The organism is Kribbella sp. NPDC104740 (assembly GCF_055583505.1).
On sequence record NZ_JBVJNV010000009.1, the window covers coordinates 58166 to 82324 of the forward strand.

Sequence of the window (24159 nt, forward strand, 5' to 3'; positions counted from 1 at the left end):
GAGATGACAACTGTGACCGAAGCGCGCCGAGCACGCAAGAACCCGCTCCGCCGTGAGGAGAACCGGGCCGGCCTGACGCTGGTCTCGCCGACGCTGGTGATCGTGCTGGTGGTCGTCGTACTGCCGATCCTGTGGACGATCATGCTGGCGTTCCAGAACGTCCGCCTGGTCGACATCCAGAGCCAGGGCCTGTGGGGCCACTGGACGCTGCGCAACCTCGAACGCGTCTTCAGCTCGCCCGGTTTCTGGTCGTCGCTGTGGACCACCGTCGTCTACACGGTCGGCTCGACGCTCGGCTCAATCGTGGTCGGCCTGGTCGCCGCGCTCGCGCTGCGCAAGCCGTTCCGCGGCCGGGCCCTGATCCGCGGCGCGATGCTGCTCCCGTACGTCGCTCCGGTGGTCGCCGTCGCGTTCGTCTGGCAGGTACTGCTCAGCCCCGACCTCGGCGTCGTGAACCACGTCGGCGTCGAGTGGCTCGGCTGGGACCGCCCGATCGCGTTCCTGACCCAGCGCTCGTACGACGTACTCGGTGTCCCGGTCCCGATGGCGCTGTTCACGGTGATCGCGTTCGAGACCTGGCGCTACTTCCCGTTCGCGTTCCTGTTCCTGATCGCCCGGATGCAGGCGGTGCCGCCGGTCCTCGAGGAGGCGGCGGTGGTCGACGGGACGACGCCGTGGCAGCGGTTCCGGTTCATCCTGCTGCCGCAGCTGATGCCGGTGGTCGCGCTGCTCGCGGTGCTGCGGTTCATCTTCACGTTCAACAAGTTCGACGACGTGTACCTGCTCACCGGCGGCGGCGCGGGCACCGACGTGGTCGCGGTCCGGGTGTACCGGTTCCTGACCGCGCGCTTCGACGTCGGACTGGCGTCGGCCCAAGCTGTCGTGCTGGCCGTCGTACTGATCGTGCTGCTGGGCCTCTACTTCAGGTTCTTCGGACGCAAGGTGCAGGAGGACCAGGCATGACCAGGGACGCGTTCCAGATCAAGTTCTTCGGGATCATGCGCTGGGTGGTGATCGCCGCGCTGGTGGTGGCGACGCTGTTCCCCTTCTACTACATGGTCCTGCTGTCGGTGAAGCCGATCGACGCGCTGCTGCTCGACCCCGGGCGGATCTGGGTGTCGGCGCAGGAGTTCAGCCTCGACTCGTACCGGTCGGTGCTGACCTCGGTCGAGAACGGCGGCCAGGGTTTCCCGCTGATGCTGCGCAACTCCGCGGTGGTCGCGATCGGCGCGATGCTGCTCACGCTGCTGGTCGCGATCCCGGGCGCGTACGCCGTCAGCCGGCTGCGCTTCACCGGGCACCGCAAGGTCAGCGCGCTGTTCCTCGGCGTCTACCTGTTCCCGGCGACGCTGCTCGCGGTGCCGCTGTTCGTGATGTTCGCGAAGGCCGGGCTGCAGGGCAGCCTGGTCGGGCTGATCATCGTGTACATCGCGCAGACCGTGCCGGTCGCGATCTACATGCTGCGCAGCTACTTCAGCACCGTGCCGATCAGCATCGAGGAGGCGGCGGCGCTGGACGGGCTGTCCCGGTTCCAGATCCTGCGCAAGGTGGTGCTGCCGCTGGCGGCGCCGTCGGTGATGGCCACCGCCCTGTACGTTTTCATGATCGCGTGGAACGAGTTCCTGTTCGCGCTGCTGTTCCTGGCCGCCGAGCCGGACCACTGGACGGTCTCGCTCGGGCTGCAGCAGCTGGCGAACGGCGTGGAGGTGCCGAAGACCGTGCTGATGGCAGGATCCGTCGTACTGACACTGCCGGTGGTACTGATGTTCTACGGCGCCGAACGGTTGCTGACGGAAGGGCTGACGAGTGGGGCAGACAAGGGCTGACGCGACGACGTCCGCGGGACGGCTGCTGCACCTCGTCCGGACCGGCCAGGCCGGGACCCGTGGCGAGCTGCAGGAGCTGTCCGGTCTGTCGCGCTCGACGCTGGGCCAGCGGCTGGAGCCGCTGCTCGGCAACGGCTGGCTGGTCGAGGCAGGTTCGACTGCCTCGACCGGCGGCCGGCCGCCGACCGTACTGCGGTTCGACGAGCAGCATGCCGTCGTACTGGCGGCTGACCTGGACACACGGCATGCGCGCGCTGCGTTGATGGACCTGGCCGGTGGTGTCCTGGCTGAGCACTCCGGCGAGCTGGTGATTGCCGACGGCCCCGGCGTCGTGCTCGACACGCTGGCCGACTGGTTCGACGACCTGCTCGTGGCGGCCGGGCGGACGGTCGGCGAGCTGGCCGGGATCGGGGTGTCCGTTCCGGGGCCGGTGGAGTTCGACACCGGGCTGGTGATCCGGCCGCCGATCATGCCGGGCTGGGACGAGTACCCGATCCGCGAGCACCTGCACCGCCAGTACGGCGTACCGGTGTTCGTCGACAACGACGCGAACGCGATGGCGCTCGGCGAGCACTCTGCCGGGTACGCCGGCAGCCCGGCGTTCGTTCTGGTGAAGGTGTCGACCGGGATCGGCGCGGGCGTCGTGATCGGGGACAGCGTGTTCCGCGGGATCGACGGCGGCGCCGGGGACATCGGGCACGTCCGGGTCCGGGACGCGGGCGACGCGAAGTGCCAGTGCGGGTCGATCGGGTGTCTCGCGGCGGTCGCCAGCGGAGGAGCGATCGCGGCGGCGCTGACCGAGCTGGGCGTTCCGGCGCGGTCGGGGGCCGACGTCCGGGCGTTGCTGCAGTCGGGGCAGCCGGACGCGTTGCGGCTCGCCCGGGACGCCGGGCGGCGGGTCGGCGAGGTGCTGGCGACCGTGGTGAGCCTGATCAATCCGGGTGTGCTGATGATCGCAGGAGATCTCGCGCACACGGACTTCGTCGCCGGGGTGCACGAGGTGCTCTACCAGACGACGTTGCCGCGGGCCACGCGTCATCTGACCGTCGCAACCGGGCAGCTGGCCGACCACGCGGCGCTGGACGGGATGGCCCGGCTGGTGGTCAACGAGGTGTACTCGCCGGCGGCGGTCGACGCTCGGCTCGGGAATGCCGCGCGATAGCGTAGGGGCGTGGTCGAGGAGCGCCTGAGGTTCGCCGTCCTGGGACCGGTTCGGGCGTGGCGCGGCGAGCGTGAGTTACGCATCGGCTCGCCGCAGCAGCGAGCGGTCCTCGCGACCTTGTTGCTGCACGAGGGAAACCTGACGACCACGGCAGACCTGGTCGACATGATCTGGGGTGAAGACGTCCCGCCGTCGGGCGAGCAGGTGCTGAGGACGTACGTCTACCGGCTGCGCAAAGTCCTCGGCACGATCGGTGACGGGCCCGCGATCGTGTCGGTCGGCAACGGTTACCTGATCCCGACCGGGCCGGAGAACTTCGACCTGGCGATGTTCCGGCAGCGCGTGCGCGAAGCCGAGCAGGCGAGCCGGGCCGGCGACCGGACGCGGTCGCTGGCACTGTACGACGAGGCACTCGCCTGCTGGCGGGGTGAGCCGGTGGCCGGCCTGCCCGGTGCCGGCGTCGAGGTGCACCGGCGGCATCTCGAGGTCCAGCGGGTCGCGGCGCTCGAGGCCAGGACGGTCGAGCTGATCGAGAACGGCGACTACGGCCTGGCGGTCGCCGCCCTGACCGGACTGGTGTCGCAGTTCCCGCTGAACGAGCGGTTCCGGGAGCTGCAGATGCTGGCGCTGTACCGGTACGGGCGCCAGTCGGACGCGCTGACCGTGTTCCGCGAGACACAGGAGCTGCTCGCCGGCGAGCTGGGTGTCGACCCGGGGCCCGGCCTGCAGACGATGCAGACGCGGATCCTCCGGGCCGACCCAGGGCTGCTTCCGGACAGCGGATCCGACCAGGACAACAGCGCGGCACCGGACCGCGCCGCGGCCGGGAAGGGGCAGGCGCCGGGCGGTGAGCCGGCGACGGTCTGGCCCGTGCCGGCTCAGTTGCCGGCAGATCTGCGGGTGTTCACCGGGAGGTCCGAGGAGCTCGCCGCGGCCGAGGCGTTGACCTCGGTCGGTGAGGACTCGGAGGTCGCGATCGCGGTCGTCACCGGCATGGCCGGCGTGGGCAAGACGGCCTTCGCCGTGCACTGGGCGCACCGGGCGGCCACCGGCTACCCGGATGGTCAGCTCTACCTGAACTTCCGTGGCTTCGACCCTTCCCGTCCGCCGCTGACGCCCGAGGAAGCGCTGCGGGCCGTCTTCGATTCGCTCGGCGTCCGGCCGGAACAGGTGCCTGCCGACCTCGACCAGCAAGCGGCACTCCTGCGCAGCCTGGTGGCGGGCCGCAAGCTGCTGTTCGTCTTCGACAATGTGGGGGACATCGGGCAGATCCAGCCGCTGCTGCCCGGGGGCGACAGTTTCGTCGTTATCACCAGCCGCCACCAGTTGCGGGCGCTGGCCGTGCTGGAGGGCGCCGCCCTGATCGAGCTCGACGTCCTGTCGGCTGAGGAGGCCGCCGGTCTGCTGGTCCGCCGGAGCCGCCGCCGGCTCACCGAGCCGGACCTCAAGGCGATCGAGGCGATCGTCGAATGGTGCGGCCGGCTACCGCTCGCCATCGCCGTCGTCGCGGCCCGCTTGGCGTCGGCGCCGAACAGCGATCCGGCCCGGATCCTGGCCGAGCTCCGCGGCGAGGCCAGCCGGTTCGACGCGATGGCCGAACCGGAGCTGGCGGTCGACGTCCGGTCGGTGTTCTCCTGGTCGTTGAAGGCCCTGACGCCCGAAGCCGCCGGCCTGTTCCGCTTCCTCGGTCTGACGCACTCGCTCAGCTGGGACGCGTACACCGCCGCGAGCCTCAGCGCGCAGCCGCTCCGGGTGGTCAACCGGCTGCTGGCCGAGCTGCTGGCGGCCCATCTGCTGATCGCCGACAGCCCCGGCCGCTACACCTTTCACGACCTGCTCCGCTTGTACGCCGTGGAGCTGGCGGCCGACCTGCCCGCCGACGAACGGCATGCCGCGCTCCGCCGCCTCCTGGACCACTTGGTGATCAGCGGACAGAACGCCGAGGCCCTGCTCAACCCGGCCCGCCGGGGGATCGAGCCGATCATCGCGGGCCCGGCCGTCGCCGGGCAGGAGTTCGACGGGCACGACGCCGCCTGGGCCTGGTTCGTCACCCACCGCGAAGCGCTGCTGGCGGCCTTCGGCGTCAGCGTGACGGAGGGGTTCGACGATCACGTCTGGCGCCTGTCGTGGGTGCTGCAGACCTACCTCACCAGGATCGGGGACTTCCGGGTCGCGCTCGGTCTCGAGCAGCAGGCGCTGGCCGCGCTGGAACGCCTGGGCGATCTCGGGCTGACGGCCCGGACGCTCAACAACATCGGCCGGTTGCACCGGGAGCTGCACGAGCCCGACCTCGCCCTCGCGCAGCTCCAGCGGGCGCTCGAGATGTCTCTCGACGAGGCCGGCGATCCCGACGGTGCCGCCGGCGCGGCGATCAATCTCAGCGGACTGCTGCTCGAGCAGGGGCGGCACGAGGAGGCACTGCGGTTCAACGAGCAGGTCCTGGAGTGGACCGGCGACGACGTGCTGCGGTCCAAGGCCCTGAACGGCATCTCGTCGGCCCACCATCTGATGGGACGGTACGACCAGGCGCTCGAGGTGGGCGAGGAAGCGCTGCGCCTGGCCCGTCGGGCCGACGACCGGTACGGCGAGGCGAACGTGTGGACGTGGCTCGGGGCGGCGTACTTCGGGCTCGGCCGGTTCGACGAGGCCGTCGACGGGTTCCGCCGGTCCGTCGACCTGTTCGCGGCGATGGAGGACGAGTACAACGAGGCCGACCGGCTCTGGCGGCTCGGCGACGTCCTGCTGGCGTCGGGGCGTGCCGACGAAGCCCGTGCGGCCTGGACGGCGTCCTACGAGATCCTGCTGCGGGTGGATTCCCCGGACGCCGAAGCGGTGCGAGCACGGTTGGCCAAGCTTCCTTCGGGCTCCTCCCAGGAGGCCACCGGCGGGTGATGGCCGGCCGGAGTGGTCACTGGGTGAGACGACGTCTCGCGCGGGAGTAACGTGGTCCAGTGGCCGGGCGAGCGGGAGGAGGATGCGGGTGGCGGATCGGTTGAGGTTCGCCGTACTCGGTCCTGTCCGGGCCTGGCGGGGAGACGACGAGCTGCGGCTCGGGGCGCCTCAGCAGCAGGCGGTGCTGTCGGCGCTGCTGCTGCGCGAAGGGGTGGCCGCGTCGCCCGCGGAGCTGATCGACACGCTGTGGGAGCACGACGTACCGGCGTCGGCGGAGCAGGTGCTTCGGACGTACGTGTACCGGCTGCGCAAGGCGCTCGGGCCGGTCGACGGTGAGCCCGCGATCGTCTCGGTGGGCAGCGGGTACCTGATCCGGACCGGCGCGGAGAACCTGGATCTCGCGGCGTTCCGGGAGAGCGTGCGGGCCGCGCAGGAGATGGCGAGCGCCGGGGAGCTGGTCGGCGCGGTGGCCCGGTACGACGAGGCGCTCGCGTTGTGGCACGGGACGCCGCTGGCCGGTGTGCCGGGGGAGTCGGTGGCTGCGCAGCGGCGGCATCTGGAACTGCAGCGGTTGGGTGCGGTCGAGGCGAAGGTGGTCGCGCAGATCGAGCTCGGCGATCACGCCGATGCGGAGGCCGTGCTGTCCGAGCTGAGCCGGCAGTTCCCGTTGAACGAGCGGTTTCGGGAGCTGCTGATGCTGTCGCTGTACCGGCACGGGCGGCAGTCGGACGCGCTGGCGCTGTACCGGACGTCGCAGGAGCTGCTGTCGGAGGAGCTCGGCGTCGATCCCGGGCACGGGCTGCGGACGATGCAGGAGCGGATCCTGCGCGCTGACCCGACGCTGCTGCCGGGGGAGAAGCCGCGGCCACCTGAAAAGCGTCCCGAGCAAGCTGTACCGGTGCCTGCTCAGCTGCCGGCGGATCTGCGCGGGTTCACCGGGCGGACGGATGAGCTGGCTGCTGCTGACGAGTTGCTCGCTGTGGACGGCGCGGTGGTGATCACCGGGATGGCCGGCGTCGGCAAGACCGCGTTCGCCGTGCACTGGGCGCACCGGATCGCCGACCGCTACCCCGACGGCCAGATCTACCTGAACTTCCGCGGCTTCGACGCCGCCCGACCGCCGCTGACCGCCGAGGAGGCGCTCGGCGCGGTCTTCGACTCGCTCGGCGTCCGCCCGGAGCAGGTGCCCGCCGACCCCGACCGGCAAGCGGCGTACCTGCGCAGTCTGGTGGCCGGACGGCGGATGCTGTTCGTGCTCGACAACGTCCGCGACATCGAGCAGATCCGCCCGGTGCTGCCCGGCGGCGACAGCTTCGTGATCGTGACGAGCCGGCACCAGTTGCGCGCCCTCGCGGTCACCGAAGGCGCCGCGCTGATCGAGCTCGACGTGCTGCCCGCCGCGGACGCGGTCTGCCTGCTCGCCCGCCGGATCGGCAGCGACCGCGGCGTCGAGGACCTGGCCGCGATGGAGGCGATCGTCGACTGGTGCGGCCGGCTGCCGCTGGCGATCGCGGTCATCGCGGCGCGCGTCGCCGTCACGTCGCACAGCGACCTGGTCGAGATCCTCACCCAGCTGCGCGCGGAGGGCAGCCCGTTCGACGCGCTCACCGAGGTCGACGCGGTCGTCGACGTCCGCTCGGTGTTCTCCTGGTCGCTCAAGGCGCTGTCGCCGAAGGCCACCGACCTGTTCCGGCTGCTCGCGCTGACCCGCTCGCTGACCTGGGACGAGCACACGGCCGCGAGCCTGACCGGCCTGCCGATCACCGTCGTACGACGTACGCTCGCGGAGCTGCTGTCGGCCAACCTGATCGCGGCGTACGGGCCGGGCAGCTTCACGTTCCACGACCTGACCCGCCTGTACGCAACCGAGCTGGCCGAGGCGCTGCCGCGCGAGGAGCGCAGCGCCGCGATCCACCGGCTGCTCGACCACTACGTGCTCAGTGGCCAGAACGCGGAGGCTCGGCTCAACCCGACCCGCCGCCCGATCGAGCCGCTGACGCCGTGCCCGGGCGCCGTCGTACGGGAGTTCAGCCGGCACGACGACGCGTGGGCGTGGTTCGCCACGCACCGCGAAGCGCTGCAGTCGGCGCAGGCCCTCGCGCTGGAGGAAGGCCTCGACGAGTACGTCTGGCGGGTGTCGTGGCTGCTGCAGACCTACCTCGCCCGGGTCGGTCACTGGCGGCAGGCGCTCGCGCTGGAGAAGACGGCGCTGATCGCCCTCGAGCGCCTGGACGCGCCGCAGTTGCTGGCCCGGACGCTGAACAGCATCGGCCGGCTGTACAGCGAGATCGCCGAGAACGACGCCGCGCTGGAGCACCTGAACCGCGCGGTCGACCTGTTCCTGAACGAGGCCGACGACCCCGAGGGCGCGGCGAGCACGTCGATCAACCTCGGCAGCCTGCTCGCCGACCTCGGCCGCAACGAGGAGTCGATCCGCTCCAACGAGCGTGTCCTGGAGCTGACCACCAACGAGACGCTCTGCTCGAAGGCGCTGAACGGGCTCGGCGTCGTGCACGTCCAGCTCGGCGAGTACCGGCAGGCGCTCGAGCTGAGCGCCGCGGCGGTGCGTCTGTCCCGCACGGCCGGCGACCGTTACAGCGAGGGCAAGGCCTACAGCTGCCTTGGTACTGCGCACCACGAGCTGGGCCACTACGCCGATGCGGTGCGCTGCCTGCGCCGTTCGGTCGAGCTGTTCCAGGCGATCGGCGACGACGTCAACCGGGCGGACAGCCTGTGGCACCTCGGCGACTCGCTGCTGGCCGCGGGCGACGAGAGCTCGGCGCGCGACGCGTGGACGATCTCCGCGGAGATCCTGGTCCGGGTCGATCCGGCGGCGGCCGAGCCGGTGCGGGAACGGCTGCTCAGACTGCCGGTCACGTCGAGCTGACCACGCGCTGCCCGTCCAGGTAGACGGAGTCGACGCTCAGGTCGTCGTTCAGGACGACCAGGTCGGCATGGTTGCCGACGGCAAGCGAGCCGCGGCCGTCGAGGCGGTAGTGGCGGGCGGCGTTGGTGGCGACCAGGGCGGTTGCCTGCGGCACCGTCAGGTCCAGCGCCCGGACGGCGTACGCGAGGGCGTCGGAGAGGAAGTGGACGGAGCCCGCGAGCGTGTCGGTGCCGTGCAGGCGGGCGACGTGGTCGCGGACGGTGACGCGACGGTCGGCGTACTGGTAGTCGCCGTCGCCGAGACCGGTGGCGGCCATCGCGTCGGTGACCAGGATGCTGCGGTCGAGGCCCGCGGTGCGGAGCGCGACGGTGAGCGCCTCGGGGGACAGGTGGGTGCCGTCGGCAATGAGTTCGCAGGCGACCCGGTCGTCGAGCAGGGCGACGCCGACCGGGCCTGGTCGGCGGTGGGTCATGGCCGGCATCGCGTTGAAGAGGTGGGTGGCGGTGCGGGCGCCGGCGGCGAAGGCCTGGCGGGTGCAGGTGCCGTCGTCGTCGGTGTGGCCGACGGCGAAGGTGAGCTCGGGGTGGTTGGCGATCAGGTCGATCGCGCCGGGGAGCTCGGGGGCGATGGTCATCGAAGTCGCCAGGCCCCCGGCGGCTTCGATCAGCTTCTTGTACACGTCCTCGTCGGGGTGCAGAAGCGCGGAGGCGGTCTGGGCGCCGCGGCGGTTGGGGGAGAGGAAGGGGCCTTCGAAGTGGATGGCGCGGAGGTTCGGGGCGTTCGCGGCGGCGATCGCGGAGGCGGCGGCGAGCATGCGGTCGAGCTGCATGGTCGCGACCGAGGCGAAGAGGGTGGTGGTGCCGCTGAGCAGGTGGGCTCTCGCGGCTTGGCGGACGTCGTCGGGGTTGCCGGAGTAGAGGGCGGCGCCGCCGGCGCCGTGGCAGTGGGTGTCGACGAACCCGGGGAGCAGCCAACGGCCGGCCAGATCGATGACTTCTCCTCGGGGTTCACACCGACCGAGGGAGGTGACCACACCTCCCTCGATCTGTACTGAACCCACTTGGGTGTTGAGGAAAGTGATCATCGGCCCAGCAGGCGGCGGGCTGCAGCTTCCGCGCAGACCCTGGCGCTGCCGAAGGTCTGGATCCAGGCGGCGAACGCCGAGTAGTCGGTGCCGGGGACGCCCATGTCGACGACGACCGCGTCGGGGTGCTGGGTCTGCAGCTCGGCGATCAGCTTCTCCTGCCAGGGGAAGCGGTGCGCGCCGCGGACGAGCAGGACCACCTGGCTGTCGTCGCCGTACTCCGACCGGAACTCGCCGACGCCCGCCTTGGCCATCCCGGGGCCGTTGTAGGTCTGACCCGACAGACCGATGCTCTCGACAACCTTCCCGGCGTCGCGCAGCAGTTGCTCGACGCCCCAACCCGACGATCCGGCGGCGGGGGAGTGGGTCGGCTCCAGCCGGATCACCAGGGCCGCGTCGCTGCGGATCACCGGATCGCCGTGGACGACGGCGACCTGCTCCGCGAGCCGCTCACCGAGCGCGTTGTCCCGCAGCGCGACGTCCGCCTTCGGTCGCGTCCCGAGCCGGGCGAGCCGGTCGTTCGCGCTCTGCAACCGCTCCAGCGGCAGCCGCCCGCTCTCCACCGCCTCGACGAGCGCCCGCGCGGCGATCTCCACGTCGTCCAGGAACGCCCACGACCCCAGGCACAATGCGTCGGCCCCCGCCTCGATCGCCCGTACGGCGGCCTCCGCCAGCGGCGCGACGTCGGCGATCCCGTACATCTCCAGCGCGTCGGTAATCACCACCCCGTCGTACCCGAGCTCGCCGCGCAGGATGTCGGTGAGCAGCACCTTGCTGATCGTCGCCGGGACGTCGTCGACCTGCGGGACCAGGTCGTGCGACACCATGATGCTGTCCACCCCGGCCGCGATCGCGGCCCGGAACGGATCGAGGTAGCTGTCCAGCAGCTCCTCCCGCGACACGTCGACGAGCGGTGTCGCGAGGTGTGCGTCGGTGCCGCTCAGCCCGTGGCCCGGGTAGTGCTTGGCGCAGGCGCTCACGCCGGCCTCCTGCAGGCCCTCGACCCACGCGGCCGAGTGCCGGCTGACCAGGTCGCGGTCGGCGCCGAAGCAGCGGATCCCGTTCGGGCTCAGCGGGTTCACGGCGGTGTCGACCGCGGGCGCGAGGTCCCAGTCGACACCGGCGTCGACCAGCGACAGCCCGATCTGGAACGCGGCCTGCCGGGTCAGCTCGACGTCGTCGATCTCCCCGAGCGCCCGGTTGCCGGGCATCGAGAAGCCGCCGAGGTTCTCCAGCCGGTTGACGTCACCGCCCTCCTCGTCGATCGAGAGCAGCACGTGGTCGCGCAGCGCGTGCAGCTGCCCGGCCAGGTCGCGGAACTGGTCGCCGTCGACGATGTCGCGGCCGAAGATCACGAACCCGCCGAGACCGTTCTCGATCCGGGGCGGCACCCAGTTCGGGACCCGGGGCCGGCCGAGGGCGGGGAACAGTACGCCGTACGCGAGCCGCTCGAGCTCTGAGCTCATCAGTTTCTCCTTGAGGGGGTTTCAGCCTTTGACCGCGCCGCTGGTCATGCCGCCGACCAGCCGGCGCTGGACCAGCAGGAAGACGACCAGGACCGGCAGCGAGAAGATCGCCGACGCCGCGATCGTGGCGCCGTTGTCGATACCGTCGGAGGTCTGGAACGAGACCAGCCAGACCGGCAGCGTGTAGTTGCTCTGCGACTTCAGGAACACGTAGGCGAACAGGTAGTCGTCCCAGGCGCTGATGAAGGCGAAGATCGAGGTGGCCACGATGCCCGGCGCGAGCAGCGGCAGCTGGATGTGCCAGAACGCGCCGAACCGGCCGCAGCCGTCGACCATCGCGGCCTCCTCCAGCTCCAGCGGGATGCCGGCCACGAACCCGCGCAGCGTCCAGATCGTGAACGGCAGCACGAAGGTCATGTAGGTGATGATCAGGCCGGGCACGAAGTCGATCGCACCGACCGAGCGCAGCATCAGGTAGAGCGGGATCACCATCGCCGAGCCCGGCACCATCTGGACCAGGACCAGCCCGACCAGGAACGCGCGGCGGCCGAGGAACCGGAACCGGGCCAGCGCGATCGAGGCGCCGAGGGCGACGACCAGTGCGATCAGGACGGTCGAGACCGAGACCAGCAACGAGTTCCGGACGTAGTGCAGGAACGAGCCGTGGGTGAGCGCCGTACTGAAGTTCTCGAAGCTGATCGGCCACGGGATGAATTCGGGCGTCGCCGACAGGATCCGGCCAGGTTGTTTGAGCGCGGTCGCGAACATCCAGTAGACCGGGAAGATCACGATCAGCGAGACCACGACCGCGATGAGGTTCGGCACCGTGCGCTTGTTCATGCGGTCACCTCACCGGACGCGAACAGCCGGCGGACGTAGAGAACCGCCAGTACGGCGAGCAGCACGACCGTGATGATCGCGATCGCGGCACCGCCGCCGTAGTCGTTGCGGGTGAACGCCTCCAGGAACGAGTAGACGCCGAGCGTCGTCGTACCGCCGTCGGGACCGCCCTGGGTGAGCACCCAGAACGGGGTGAACGAGTTCACCGACCAGATCACCTCGAGCAGCACCAGGACCCCGAGCACCGGGCCGAGGATCGGCAGCGTCACGTGCCGCGCGGTCGCCCACCGGCCGGCGCCGTCCAGGCCGGAGGCCTCGTACAGGTCGTCGGGGATCTGGCCCATCGCGGCGTACAGGGTGAGGGCGACGAACGGCAGGCCCTTCCAGACGATCAGCGCGATGATCAGGAACAGCGCCTGGCCGGGTGACGAGAACCAGTCGTGCGCCGAGAAGTCGCCGAACACCTGCAGCTGCGTGATCACCCAGTTCAGCACGCCGTACTGCGGCTCGAACAGCCAGCGCCAGATCATCGACGCCGACACCATCGGCATCGCCCAGACCAGCACCAGGCAGACCGACAGCATCACCCGCGCCCAGTTCGAGACCAGGCGCAGCAGCGACGCGAGCAGGAAGCCGATCACCATCAGGCTGACCACGCAGCCGACGCTGACCACCAGCGTGCGCAGCAGCACGTGCCAGAAGTCGGCGTCGCCGAGCACCCGGGTGAAGTTGCCGAGACCAACGAACGGTGCCTCGCCGGTGAACAGCGACCGCGGCCCGAAGTCCTGCACCGACAGCCAGACCAGCCGGACCAGCGGGTACCCGAGCACGGCCGCGAAGGCGAGCACGGCCGGCCCGACCAGCCCGTACGGCGTGAAGCGCGCGAGCCGGCCGGCCCGGACCGCCGCGCCCGTGCGCTGCGGCGCGGGCGTTGCGGTGGCCGGTTCCGGGGCCTGCGTGAGCGAGGTCATCAGCCGTGACCGTCAGCGCGGACCGGACAGCGCGTTGAACGCCTCGGTCGCGTGCTTGTCGTACTCCTGCGCGGCGCCGGCGATGTCGGCGCCCTTCGCGATCTTGGCGAAGAACTGCTCGTTGTAGCTCTCGGTCTCCAGCGTCGCCTCACCCGGCGTGGCCGGCAGCGCGCGGCTGACCGTCGCGGCCTGCGTGCCGAGCTTCAGGATGTCCGGGATGTCGCCGGTCGGCAGGAAGTCGGGGACGACCGGGAGCTGGTGGATGGTCTTGGTCATCGTCTGCTGGAAGGTCTTGCCGGTGATCGCCTTCAGCCAGTCCACGGCGACGTCCTTGTTCGGGCTCTTGGCCGCGATGCCGATCGTCGAGCCGGCCACGATCACCGGGAGCGGCTCGTTCGGCTGGTAGCCCGGCATGATGAAGAAGCCGGCGTCGGCCGCGGTCTTCGCGTTCTTCTCCGCGACCGCACCCGGCTCCCAGGCCTTCACGTAGATCATCGCGGCCTTGCTGTCGGCGAAGACCTGGTCCTGGTCGGGGCTGTCGGTGTTGGCGCCGATCGACGACGGGGTCGAGCAGGCGTTCTGGAACTTCCGCCACTCGGCCAGGCCGGCCTGGTTCTCGGCGCTGCTCATCGTCGCGGTCCACTTGCCGTTGTCCTCGGTGGCGATCGCGCCGCCCTTGCCGAACAGGAACGGCATCCCGGCGAACCAGTACTGGCCGGGCATGTAGAAGGCGGAGAAGTTCGGCGTCTTGTGCGCCTGGGCGAGCTTGCCGCAGGCCGCGATCAGCTCGTCGACGGTCGCCGGCGGCTTGGCGATGCCGGCCGCGGCGAACATCTTCTTGCTGTACATGACGACCTTCGTCCCGCCGTACAGGGGAGTGGCGTAGAGCTTGTCCTGGTACGTCGAGGGGCCGGCGAGCCCGGCCAGCCACTTGTCCGAGGACTCGAAGTCGCCCTTGTCGCCCGTGAGATCGGCCAGCGCGCCGGACGCCGTCAGCAGCGGAGTCTGGGTGTTGCCCATCTCGACGATGTCGGGCGGGTTGTCCGAGGCCAGTGCCGTGGTCAGCTTGGTGACGATGTTGTCCCACTGCTGCACCTCGACCTTGACGGTCACGTCGGGATGCTTCTCGTGGAACTGCTTGGTCACGTCGTCGATGATCTTGTTGTCGCCCGGGCCGCCGGTCATCATCCAGACCGTCAGCTCGTTCGTCGGCCCCGAGCTGCTGGCGTCACCACCCCCGCAGGCGGCCAGACTGGTCAGGGCGATCGAGACCGCGGCGGCGAGGCCGGCCGTCTTCCAACGCTTCATGGTTGTTCCTTTCACTGGTGGCGGGCCACGCCGATCGCGGTGTGGTAACCGCTCAGGGCCGCGGCGGTCGCGCCCAGCAGGCCGCCGGAGTCCCCGAGCACAGACCGGCGCAGAGCGGTGCGCACGCCGACCGTTTCGTACGTCGTACTGCCGACCTCGTCGAGCACGGTGTCGGTGAACGCGGCCGAGAAGCCGCCGGTGAACACGACCGTCTGTGGCTCGTAGGCCAGGGCGACGATCGAGACCAGATGCAGCAGCGCCTCGTGGACGTCGTCGAGCAACGCGGGGAAGCGTGCCGGGTCGGCAAACACCTCGTCGGCTTTGGTGACCTGGTGGCCCTGCTGCTGCGCGAGGTTGAGCAGACCGGCGCCGGAGAGCAGGTCGCGGAGACGCTCCGGGCGCCCCGGGAGGCGGAGCCGTCCGAACTCGCCGAGCAGGCCTTCCGGTCCGGCGATCACCTGCCCGTCGAACGCGACCGCCGAGCCGAGACCGGTGCCGAGGCTGAGCAGTACGACGGTCTCGTCGCGCGGCAGCTCGCCGTAGTGCAGCTCGCCGAGCAGCGCGAGGTTGGAGTCGTTGTCGATGGTCGTCGGGACCTTGAGCTCGTCGGCGACGGTCTCGACGAACGTCGTACCGAGGATCTGCGGGAGGTTGAACGCGCCGACGACCCGGTCCTTGGTCGCGGCGACCACACCGGGCAGGCCGATCGCGACCGAGGTCAGCGGTACGCCGTCGCCGTGCTGCTCGACCAGGTCGAGGACGCGGGCGGCGATCCACTGGGCCAGTTCGACGGCGGCCAGGTCGCGCGGGGTCTCGTCGCGGCGGCGGACGACGTCGGTGCCGAGCGCGTCGGCGAGGACGGTCCGGCAGTAGGTGCCGCCGAGGTCGATCCCCGCGACCAGGCCCGCGCGCGGGTTGAAACCGAGGGCAGCGGCCTGGCGGCCGGGACCGTCGCGGACGATCTTGTGCTGCTCCAGCACCAGCCCGTCGGCGAGCAGGTCGTCGACGATCCGGGCGACGGTGGCCCAGCTCAGCCCGGTCTGCTCGACCAGTTGGCGGCGGTCGATCCCGGCCCCGGACAGCACCGCGGCGATGATCGCGCCGCGGTTGGCCGACCGGGTCCCGGCGCTGCCTCGTACCAGCTTCGTCATTTATTCTCACGGTGAATAGAATTGGTTGAGCTGTGAGGTTAGCGCTGCGCGGTAACCGCTGTCCAGGGGTTACAGACTTCTGTATGCATTCTGGTTGCACAGGCTGAACTGATCAGTTTGGACTGATGGTCTAGGTTGGTCGGTGTGGAGATCTCCGAGAGTTCGGTGCGGGCGGCGAGCGAGGTGCGGGCCGTTTTCGGGCGGCTGCACCGTCGGTTGCGTGAGCTCGCGGACGCCGAGGACCTGACGCCGTCGCAGTCGTCGGTGCTCGTGCGTCTGGACAAGGACGGGCCCGCGACGGCGAGCGCGCTCGCTGCTGCTGAGCGGGTCAGGCCGCAGTCGATGGCGGCGACCGTTGGGGTGCTGCTGGAGCTCGGGATGGTGACGCGGGCGCCTGATGCGGCGGACAAGCGGCGACAGGTGTTGTCGTTGACTGCTGCTGGGATTGAGCGGTTGCAGGGTGGACGGCGGGTGCGGCAGGAGTGGCTGGCGGCGGCGCTGGAGGAGCGGTGCACGGAGGAGCAGCGGGTTGCTCTGATCGCTGCTCTGGGTTTGCTGGACGAGGTGACGCAGGCTTGACCGCAGGCAGGTCCGGCACCCCCGGCGAGGTGGCCGACGCTTCGGCGACGCGCGGCGAAGACGAGCTCGCGTCGGCCGTGCCCAGGGAGGACGAGATCGCCTCGGCGACACCTGGCGAGGACGACCTCGCCTCGGCGACGCGCGGCGCGGAAGCCCCCGAGCGGTTCCGGCGGACGTTGGTGCCGCCGATGCTGCTCGGGTCGATCCTCAACCCGATCAACTCGTCGATGCTCGCGGTCGCGCTGGTGCCGATCGGGGCAGCGTTCGGGGTAGGGCCGGCGGACACCGCGTGGCTGGTGACCGGGCTCTACCTCGCGACCGCCGTCGGCCAACCGGTGATGGGCCGCCTGGTCGACCGGTACGGACCGCGCCCGCTCTACCTGATCGGTACGGCGCTCGTCGGAGTCGCCGGGCTGCTCGGCGCGTTCGCGCCGACGCTCGGGGTGCTGATCGTCTCGCGCGTGCTGCTCGGCTTCGGGACCTCGGCGGCGTACCCGGCGTCGATGTCGCTCATCCGCAGCGAGGCCGACCGCACGGGGATGGACAGCCCGACGGGTGTGCTGAGCGCGCTGTCGATCGCCAACCAGGTGATCGCGGTGATCGGGCCGACGCTCGGAGGGTTGCTGATCGGGTTGGGTGGGTGGCACCTGATCTTCACGGTCAACGTGCCGCTCTCGCTGGCCTGCGTGGTCCTGGGCGCGATCTGGTTGCCGCGAACAACAGGTGAGCCCGACCGGTCCGACCGGCCCGACGAGGCAGGCGGCCGGCACGCACCGGCCGCTGGGACGGCTGGCGGGCGGGGCAAGCTCGACCTGGCGGGGATCCTCTTGTTCGCCGCGATGCTGGTCAGCTTCATGGGCTTTCTGATGCGACCCAGCCTGTCGACCCTCTGGCTGGTCGGCGTGGCTGTTGCCGTGGGCATCGGCTTCGCCTGGCGCGAGCTCCGGGCGCCCGACCCGTTCATCGACCTGCGCGTGCTGGGCGGCAACGGACCGCTGCTGGCGACGTACGGGCGTCAGATCTGCACGTTCGTGGTCTCCTACTCGTTCCTCTACGGCTTCACCCAGTGGCTCGAAGAGGGCCGCTCGCTGAGCGCTCCAACAGCTGGTCTCGTCCTGCTCCCGATGTCTCTCGCCGCCGTCGCGATCACGGCGATCACCGGCCGGCGTTCCGCCGTCCGCGGCAAGCTCGTCGCCGGAAGCATCACTCTCCTGATCGCCGTCGCCGCGCTTCACCTGGCCGGCAGCGGCAGTCCGCTCTGGCTGCTCGTCGGCCTCGGCGTGCTCGCCGGTTTCCCCCAAGGACTCAACGGCCTCGCCAACCAGAACGCCCTGTACCACCAGGCCGACCCCGCCCGGATGGGCTCGTCCGCGGGCCTGCTCCGCACCTGCACCTACCTCGGCGCCCTCACCGCGGCCGCCGCGAACGCGTCGTTCTTCTCCGACGGCGCGACCACCACCGGACTGCACGAACTCTCCTGGTTCCTGCTCGGCGTCGGCGTACTGCTGCTCGTCCTCACCGCGCTCGACCGCTCCCTGTCCCGGATCAAGTGAAAGGTCTCCCACACGTGGCTCTCACCACCCTCGACCCGAACACCGCGTTGGTCGTCATCGACCTCCAGAACGCCGTCGCCGCCCTCCCCGTCGCACCGCACTCCGCCGCCGACGTGATCGCCCGTACGGCGAAACTCGCCGAAGCCTTCCGCGCGCACCAGCTCCCCGTCGTCCTCGTCCGAGTCAGCGCCGCCCCCGGCGAGTGGACCCCCGGCCGCACCGAATCTCCCCGCCGCGCATCGGCTCCGATCGAGAACGGCGACCAAATAGTCCCCGCCCTCGCCGACCACCCCGACGACATCATCGTCACCAAACGCAACTGGGGCGCCTTCTACGGCACCGACCTCGACCTCCACCTCCGCCGCCGAGGCATCACCCAGATCGTCCTCACCGGCATCGCCACCAGCATCGGCGTCGACACCACCGCCCGAGAAGCCCACGCCCACGGCTACCACGTCACCCTCGCCACCGACGCCATGTCCGACCTGTCGGAGGAGGGCCACACCTTCACCCTCCAAACAATCTTCCCCCGCCTCGGCGAGTCAGGCACCACCACCGAAGTCCTCAACCTGCTCGACAAGCCCCGCCCGTAGCCTCCCGCTGCTGCCGGTGACGCTGTCTCTGGCGCTGCCATGGCGCTGGCGCTGCCGCTGGCGCCGCTCTCGCACTTAGCGCTGGCGCAGTCGCTGCCCTCGCGCTTGGCGCTGGCGCAGCCCGCTCGCCCTGCTGCCGCTAGTCCGCTACCTCCTTGCCCTCCCGCTGCTCGCTCGTCCAGCCGTTGCTCGGCGTGCTCGTGTTCCACCAGGCCCACGCCCGTGCGCGATGCGGGCGGAGCGAGCGAGGCTGCGGGGCACCTCTGCCGCTGGAGGCGCACTGGCGCAGGCGCTGCCCCTGCTGCCGGTGCCCGGCGCTGGAGCTGCCGCTGGCGCCGCTCTCGCACTTAGCGCCGGCGCAGTCGCTGCCCTCGCGCTTGGCGCTGGCGCAGTCCGCCCGCCTCGGCGCCTGCGTGCCTGCTTGCTCCCGCCGCTGCCGCTGCCGATGCCCGGGCGTTGGGGCTGCCGCTGGCGCCGCCCTAGCACTTGGCGCTGGCGCTGCTCGCTTCCCTCGCGCTTGGCGCTGCTCGCTCGCCTCGCTGGTTTCTGCTGCCGACGCTGCCTGGTCGCCCCATCGCTGTTCGCTCGCCCGCTGCTGCTCGGCTTGCTCGCCTTTCACGTAGCTCGCCCCCACGCGCGATGCGGGTGGGGGCGAGCTGGGATGCGGGGGTGACGGCGGTGCCTCTGGCGACGAGCAGGCGAGGCTTCGGCTGCTGGGCGAGGAGGACACCGGTGTGTGCGCCTCGGTGTGGTGCTCTTACGCGCCGCTCCAGGCGCCTTCTCTCAGTCCCAAGTGAGGCCCGAGGCCGACTGGTACTCGATGACTCGGGTTTCGAAGAAGTTCTTTTCCTTCTTCAGGTCCATCACCTCGGACATCCAGCCGAACGGGTTGCGGGTTTCGCCGAAGATGGGGGTGAGGCCGATCTGTTCGGCGCGGCGGTCGGTGATGAAGTGCATGTACTGCTCGCACAGGTCGGCGGTCAGGCCGAGCATGCCGTTGGGCATGGTCGAGCGGCCGTAGGCGACCTCCAGGTTGCAGGCCTCGGTGAGCATCTGGCGGACCTCGGCCTGGAACTCCGGTGTCCACAGGTGTGGGTTCTCCTGCTTGATCTGGTTGATGCAGTCGATGCCGAAGTTCAGGTGGATCGACTCGTCGCGCAGGATGTACTGATACTGCTCGGCGATGCCGACCATCTTGTTCCGCCGGCCGAGCGACAGGATCTGCGCGAAACCGGTGTAGAACCACATGCCCTCGAAGACCACGTAGAAGGCGATCAGGTCGCGCAGGAAGTCGGTGTCGGCCTCCGGCGTACCGGTGCGGAAGTTGCCGTCCTCCAGGTGCCGGGTGTACTTCAGCGCCCAGGCGTCCTTGTCGGAGATCGACGGGACCTCGCGGTACATGTTGAACAGCTCGCCCTCGTCGAGACCGAGCGAGGTGCAGATGTACTGGAAGGTGTGCGTGTGCACGGCCTCCTCGAACGCCTGCCGGAGCAGGTACTGGCGGCACTCGGGGTTGGTCAGCTGGCGGTAGACCGCGAGCACGATGTTGTTCGCGACCAGGGACTCCGCAGTGGCGAAGAAGCCGAGGTTGCGCTTCAGCATCAGGCGCTCGTCCTCGGTGAGGCCGTCCTTGGACTTCCACAGTGCGATGTCGGCCTGCATGGAGACCTCGGTCGGCATCCAGTGGTTGTTGCAGGCGGCAAGGTACTTGTCCCAGGCCCACTGGTACTTCAACGGGAGCAGCTGGTTGACGTCGGCGCGGGCGTTGATCATCGCCTTGTCGGCGACCTCGACCCGGGAAGCGCCGACGGTGATCTCACCAAGTCCGGTGGCAGTCACTGGCAGGCCTCGCAATCGGGGTCGTCGATCTTGCAGACGGCGGGGGCGTCGAGCAGCGTGTCGTCCATGGGAACTTCAGGTGCGGGCTTCGGAGCAGGCGTGACCGGTACTGCATTCAGACGACCGTCCGTCCCTTGCAGTGTCGACTTCTCCACATGCGTCGCGGACTGCGAGCGCAGGTAGTACGTCGTCTTCAGCCCGTACCGCCACGCACCCCGGTACAGCTCGTCGAGCGCCTTCCCGGACGGCGCGGACATGTAGAGGTTCAGCGACTGCGCCTGGTCGATCCACTTCTGCCGGCGCGATGCCGCCTTCACCAGCCACAGCGGATCGATCTCGAACGCCGTCGCGTACAGCTCGCGCAGGTCTGCCGGGATCCGCTCGATCTGCGCCAGTACGCCGTCGTGGTACTTGAGGTCGGAGACCATCACCTGGTCCCACAGCCCGCGCGCCTTCAGGTCGGCGACCAGGTACGGGTTGGCGACGGTGAACTCACCGGACATGTTCGACTTCACGAACAGGTTGCTGTACGTCGGCTCGATCGACTGGCTGACCCCGCAGATGTTGGAGATCGTCGCGGTCGGCGCGATCGCCAGCACGTTGGAGTTGCGCATGCCGTCCTTCAGCACCTTCGCGCGCAGCGCCTCCCAGTCGAGCGTTCGGCCGGTGTCGACCTGCAGGTCGCCCTGCCGGGCGGAGCGCAGCAGCTCGAGCGAGTCGATCGGCAGCACGCCCTGGCTCCACAGCGAACCGGCGTACGTCTGGTACGTGCCGCGCTCGGCGGCGAGATCGGTCGACGCCTCGATCGCGTGGTAGCTGATCGCCTCCATCGAGACGTCGGCGAACTCGACCGCGGCGTCCGAGGAGTACGGGATGCGCAGCGCGAACAGCGCGTCGGCGAAGCCCATCAGGCCGAGGCCGACCGGGCGGTGCCGCTGGTTCGCGCGCTCGGACTCCGGCGTGGTGTAGAAGTTCACGTCGATCACGTTGTCGAGCATCCGGACCGCGGTCTTCACCGTGTCGCGCAGCAACTCCGCGTCGAGGCCGGTCTCGGTCAGGTGGGCGACCAGGTTGACCGAGCCGAGGTTGCAGACGGCGGTCTCGTCGACGGTCGTGTTCAGCGTGATCTCGGTGCACAGGTTGGACGAGTGCACCACGCCGTCGTGCTGCTGCGGGGAGCGCAGGTTGCAGGCGTCCTTGAAGGTGATCCACGGGTGCCCGGTCTCGAACAGCACGGTCAGCATCCGGCGCCACAGGTCGACGGCCTTGACCCGGCGGAAGACCCGGATCTCGCCCTGGTCGGCCCTGCGCTCGTAGGCCTCGTACGCCGTGGCGAAGGCCGCGCCGTACAGGTCGTGCAGGTCCGGCACCTCGTCGGGCGAGAACAGCGTCCAGTCGCCGCCGGCCTCGACCCGCTGGAGGAACAGGTCGGGCACCCAGTTCGCGGTGTTCATGTCGTGGGTGCGGCGGCGCTCGTCACCGGTGTTCTTGCGCAGGTCGAGGAACTCCTCGATGTCCATGTGCCAGGTCTCGAGGTACGCGCAGACGGCACCCTTGCGCTTGCCGCCCTGGTTGACCGCGACCGCGGTGTCGTTGGCGATCTTCAGGAACGGGACGACGCCCTGGGACTCGCCGTTGGTACCGCGGATCTTGGCGCCGATGCCGCGGACCGGGGTCCAGTCGTTGCCCAGGCCGCCGGAGTACTTGGCCAGCAGGGCGTTGTTGCGGATGCCGGCGAAGATGCCGGACAGGTCGTCGTCGACCGTGGTCAGGAAGCACGACGACAGCTGCGGCCGGGTGGTGCCGGAGTTGAACAGGGTGGGCGTCGAGGACATGAAGCGGAACGAGCTGAGCAGCTCGTAGAACTGCAGCGCCCGGGCCTCCCGGTCGTCCTCCTTGAGCGCCATCCCCATCGCCACCCGCAGGTAGAACGCCTGCGGCAGCTCGAAGCGGACCTTGTCGATGTGCAGCAGGTACCGGTCGTAGAGGGTCTGCAGGCCGAGGAACGCGAAGTCCAGGTCGCGCTCGGGCCGGATCGCCGCGGCCAGCCGCTCCAGGTCGAACGTGGCCAGTTCGGGGTCGAGCAGCCCGGCCTCGATCCCGGTCTCGATGTAGCGCGGGAAGTACTCGGCGTACGCCGTGCTCATGTCGGCCTGGCTGGCCTGCCGGGGCTCGCCGTGCACGCGGCCGAGGGTCTCGCGGCGGATCTGGTCGAGCAGCAGCCGGGCCGCGGCCTGGCTGTACTGCGGCTCGGTCTCGACGTACGACCGGGCGGCCATCACCAGCGCCAGCTCGACCTCGTGCTGGGCGATGCCGTCGTAGCAGGAGCCGAGCGTCTCGTTCAGGATCTGCTCGGGGTCGACCGCGTCCAGCCCGGCGGCCGCCTCGGCGATCACCAGCCGGAGGCGCGCGACGTCCAGTGGCGCAGTGTCACCGTGGACGCCACGGACAGTGATGACCGGGGTCTCGGCGGCACCGGCCGCGTCGGCGGGAGTGCGCGCCTTGGTGCGCTCCTCGCGGTAGAGCACGTACGCGCGGGCGACCTGGTGCTCGCCGGCGCGCATCAGCGCCAGCTCGACCTGGTCCTGGATGTCCTCGACCTGCACGCTGCGGCGGACGTCGCCGCGCGTGGTGAGCGCGGTGACGACGCGGTCGGTCAGGTCGGTGACGAGGTCGCGGACGCGGTGGCTGGCGCCGGCCTCGGCGCCCTCGACGGCCAGGAAGGCCTTGCTCATCGCGACCGCGATCTTGGTCGGGTCGAAGGTGGTGCTGGTGCCGTCGCGGCGGACGACGGTCAGCTGGGACGCCGCCGCACCGGGCACGAGGCCCGCCGCGGTCGGCGACGAAGACGAAACGATGGTCACAGGCGCTCTCTCCACGCGAGTTCCGAAGGACCACGACCTGCGGGAGAACGCGTGACGAGCGGCAGTACGGCGAGTACGACTGCCTGCACGCCCACCGACCCACCCACGAGGTCTCGGACCGACGCGTACCGGCGGTACGCGTACCGGTGGCAGGTACTCGGACTCGCGGACGACCTGTCCGCTCACCGTTGCGGGGCAGCTCCGGACTCGCACCGGATTCCCCTGTTGCCTCCGCCCGGCCGCGCGACCTCGCGTCGCCCGGGCAGAACCACCAGCACGCAGAACACTAGCGGTAGACCCCGACATGTTGTGCCTCGACGCGCCGCGTGTCGCACATCTAGTGGTTTCAGGCGGCCAGTGCATGCAGGTCCTGGAGCGTCATGATCTCCGAGCCGTGGTGGATCAGCTCCCGGTTGAGCCGCAGTACGACGTGCCCGAAGGGCTCCGCGGCGTCCAGCTCGGAGGCCTGGCTGAGGCCGACGGTCATCACCTGGTCCTCCTCCAGGCCGGCGATCGACTCCTGCCAGGCGTTCACCCAGTGGGTCAGCCAGGCGACCGCGTCCCGGGCGTTGCCGTGCAGGGTGATGTCGGTGCGGCCCTGGAGCTTCTCGCCGAAGGTCCACTCCCAGCGCTCGAAGAACGTCTCGGTCAGGTGTGCGATCAGCCAGGCGATCGTGCGCGGGCCGCGGTGGTTCGGCTCGTTCGGCCACTGGGCGACCCACTCGCCGGAGCCGAGCGCGCGGTAGCGGCCGGAGTACCGGCGGCGGACGACGGTGAGCGCCTCCGCGCTCGGTCGCCAGAAGTACTCGTCGTCGGTCAGTGCCGCCAGTCGCCCGGCCAGCACCATCCAGCTGAAACCGAGCTGGCCGCGCACCATCGCCATCGCCGACGGTCGTTCCAGGATGTCCCAGTCGAACGGTTCCGGCATCACAGATCCTCACGCTCCCCGAAGTCCCCGCGGTTTGTCCTTGCTTCGAACATGTGTTCGAATTGTGGTCGAGAAGAGGCCACGAAGTCAATCAGCACAGCGTGTCGGTGCTGGCGCTGATGGTCGTCGACTGCTATCGGCGAAACGTTCGGGGAGATGGTGCGGAGTGAGACCGGTTCGTGACTACTCAGCGTGTCCGACAGGAGTAGAGTCACG

17 protein-coding genes and 1 riboswitch are annotated in these 24159 nt (G+C 70.1%); of the genes, 8 read left to right on the forward strand and 9 right to left on the reverse strand.

Features of this window, described 5'->3' with window-relative positions; all coding sequences use genetic code 11:
• Positions 1-3 precede the first annotated feature (3 nt).
• From ACZ6Z4_RS34330 to ACZ6Z4_RS34350, 5 genes are all read left to right on the forward strand, one after another.
• On the forward strand, positions 4-963 hold the full coding sequence (locus ACZ6Z4_RS34330) for a carbohydrate ABC transporter permease (RefSeq protein ID WP_363676432.1): 960 nt from the start codon (positions 4-6) through the stop codon (positions 961-963).
• Complete coding sequence (locus ACZ6Z4_RS34335; RefSeq protein WP_465574617.1) at positions 960-1826, forward strand: carbohydrate ABC transporter permease; 867 nt, start codon at positions 960-962, stop codon at positions 1824-1826. The genes ACZ6Z4_RS34330 and ACZ6Z4_RS34335 overlap by 4 nt, the downstream gene beginning before the upstream one ends.
• Positions 1807-2988 (forward strand): ROK family protein, encoded by a 1182-nt coding sequence (locus ACZ6Z4_RS34340; protein ID WP_465574620.1) that lies wholly within the window; start codon positions 1807-1809, stop codon positions 2986-2988. The genes ACZ6Z4_RS34335 and ACZ6Z4_RS34340 overlap by 20 nt, the downstream gene beginning before the upstream one ends.
• A gap of 9 nt (positions 2989-2997) precedes the next feature.
• On the forward strand, positions 2998-5880 hold the full coding sequence (locus tag ACZ6Z4_RS34345) for a tetratricopeptide repeat protein (protein WP_465574623.1): 2883 nt from the start codon (positions 2998-3000) through the stop codon (positions 5878-5880).
• 88 nt (positions 5881-5968) lie between these two features.
• Positions 5969-8767 carry an AfsR/SARP family transcriptional regulator gene (locus ACZ6Z4_RS34350; protein ID WP_465574626.1) on the forward strand — a complete coding sequence of 933 codons (2799 nt, stop codon included), beginning with the start codon at positions 5969-5971 and terminating at the stop codon, positions 8765-8767.
• Here ACZ6Z4_RS34350 and nagA read toward each other — a convergent pair.
• Genes nagA through ACZ6Z4_RS34380 form a run of 6 tightly spaced genes read right to left on the reverse strand, consistent with a single transcriptional unit; the run spans position 8754 to position 15587 of the window.
• Entirely contained in the window at positions 8754-9800 is a 1047-nt protein-coding gene (gene nagA, locus ACZ6Z4_RS34355) for an N-acetylglucosamine-6-phosphate deacetylase (RefSeq protein ID WP_465574629.1), read from the reverse strand. The genes ACZ6Z4_RS34350 and nagA overlap by 14 nt on opposite strands.
• Positions 9801-9847: 47 nt before the next feature.
• The gene (locus tag ACZ6Z4_RS34360; protein WP_465574632.1) at positions 9848-11317 is read right to left on the reverse strand and encodes a glycoside hydrolase family 3 protein; all 1470 of its coding nucleotides are present in this window, start codon (positions 11315-11317) and stop codon (positions 9848-9850) included.
• A gap of 21 nt (positions 11318-11338) precedes the next feature.
• Positions 11339-12157 carry a carbohydrate ABC transporter permease gene (locus ACZ6Z4_RS34365; protein ID WP_465574635.1) on the reverse strand — a complete coding sequence of 273 codons (819 nt, stop codon included), beginning with the start codon at positions 12155-12157 and terminating at the stop codon, positions 11339-11341.
• Complete coding sequence (locus ACZ6Z4_RS34370) at positions 12154-13128, reverse strand: carbohydrate ABC transporter permease (RefSeq protein WP_465574638.1); 975 nt, start codon at positions 13126-13128, stop codon at positions 12154-12156. Before ACZ6Z4_RS34370 ends, ACZ6Z4_RS34365 begins: the two co-directional genes overlap by 4 nt.
• Positions 13129-13140: 12 nt before the next feature.
• Positions 13141-14436 carry an extracellular solute-binding protein gene (locus ACZ6Z4_RS34375; protein ID WP_465574641.1) on the reverse strand — a complete coding sequence of 432 codons (1296 nt, stop codon included), beginning with the start codon at positions 14434-14436 and terminating at the stop codon, positions 13141-13143.
• A gap of 11 nt (positions 14437-14447) precedes the next feature.
• On the reverse strand, positions 14448-15587 hold the full coding sequence (locus ACZ6Z4_RS34380) for an ROK family transcriptional regulator (RefSeq protein ID WP_465574644.1): 1140 nt from the start codon (positions 15585-15587) through the stop codon (positions 14448-14450).
• Between the two features lie 144 nt (positions 15588-15731).
• Between ACZ6Z4_RS34380 and ACZ6Z4_RS34385 the strand changes: the two genes are divergently transcribed.
• Genes ACZ6Z4_RS34385 through ACZ6Z4_RS34395 form a run of 3 tightly spaced genes read left to right on the forward strand, consistent with a single transcriptional unit; the run spans position 15732 to position 18312 of the window.
• On the forward strand, positions 15732-16166 hold the full coding sequence (locus ACZ6Z4_RS34385) for a MarR family winged helix-turn-helix transcriptional regulator (RefSeq protein ID WP_465574647.1): 435 nt from the start codon (positions 15732-15734) through the stop codon (positions 16164-16166).
• Positions 16163-17719, forward strand: coding sequence for an MFS transporter (locus ACZ6Z4_RS34390; protein ID WP_465574652.1), 1557 nt, complete (start codon positions 16163-16165; stop codon positions 17717-17719). Before ACZ6Z4_RS34385 ends, ACZ6Z4_RS34390 begins: the two co-directional genes overlap by 4 nt.
• 14 nt (positions 17720-17733) lie before the next feature.
• Entirely contained in the window at positions 17734-18312 is a 579-nt protein-coding gene (locus ACZ6Z4_RS34395; protein WP_465574655.1) for an isochorismatase family protein, read from the forward strand.
• Positions 18313-19095: 783 nt separating this feature from the next.
• On the opposite strand, the gene ACZ6Z4_RS34400 is transcribed toward ACZ6Z4_RS34395, so the two are convergent.
• The 3 genes from ACZ6Z4_RS34400 to ACZ6Z4_RS34410 all read right to left on the reverse strand — a co-directional run bounded on the left by ACZ6Z4_RS34400 (position 19096) and on the right by ACZ6Z4_RS34410 (position 23943).
• The gene (locus ACZ6Z4_RS34400) at positions 19096-20151 is read right to left on the reverse strand and encodes a ribonucleotide-diphosphate reductase subunit beta (protein WP_465574658.1); all 1056 of its coding nucleotides are present in this window, start codon (positions 20149-20151) and stop codon (positions 19096-19098) included.
• Positions 20148-23015, reverse strand: coding sequence for a ribonucleoside-diphosphate reductase subunit alpha (locus ACZ6Z4_RS34405; protein WP_465574661.1), 2868 nt, complete (start codon positions 23013-23015; stop codon positions 20148-20150). Before ACZ6Z4_RS34405 ends, ACZ6Z4_RS34400 begins: the two co-directional genes overlap by 4 nt.
• A gap of 131 nt (positions 23016-23146) precedes the next feature.
• Positions 23147-23303, reverse strand: a riboswitch (cobalamin riboswitch).
• Positions 23304-23361: 58 nt separating this feature from the next.
• Positions 23362-23943: a DinB family protein gene (locus tag ACZ6Z4_RS34410; RefSeq protein WP_465574664.1), complete on the reverse strand. Its 582-nt coding sequence runs from the start codon at positions 23941-23943 to the stop codon at positions 23362-23364.
• Positions 23944-24159: the final 216 nt, after the last annotated feature.

Coding starts and splice junctions, on each gene's coding strand:
- ACZ6Z4_RS34330 (WP_363676432.1), top strand. CDS start 4: ATGACAACTGTGACCGAAGCGCGCCGAGCACGCAAGAACCCGCTCCGC.
- ACZ6Z4_RS34335 (WP_465574617.1), top strand. CDS start 960: ATGACCAGGGACGCGTTCCAGATCAAGTTCTTCGGGATCATGCGCTGG.
- ACZ6Z4_RS34360 (WP_465574632.1), bottom strand. CDS start 11,317: ATGAGCTCAGAGCTCGAGCGGCTCGCGTACGGCGTACTGTTCCCCGCC.
- ACZ6Z4_RS34365 (WP_465574635.1), bottom strand. CDS start 12,157: ATGAACAAGCGCACGGTGCCGAACCTCATCGCGGTCGTGGTCTCGCTG.
- ACZ6Z4_RS34370 (WP_465574638.1), bottom strand. CDS start 13,128: ATGACCTCGCTCACGCAGGCCCCGGAACCGGCCACCGCAACGCCCGCG.
- ACZ6Z4_RS34375 (WP_465574641.1), bottom strand. CDS start 14,436: ATGAAGCGTTGGAAGACGGCCGGCCTCGCCGCCGCGGTCTCGATCGCC.
- ACZ6Z4_RS34380 (WP_465574644.1), bottom strand. CDS start 15,587: ATGACGAAGCTGGTACGAGGCAGCGCCGGGACCCGGTCGGCCAACCGC.
- ACZ6Z4_RS34410 (WP_465574664.1), bottom strand. CDS start 23,943: ATGCCGGAACCGTTCGACTGGGACATCCTGGAACGACCGTCGGCGATG.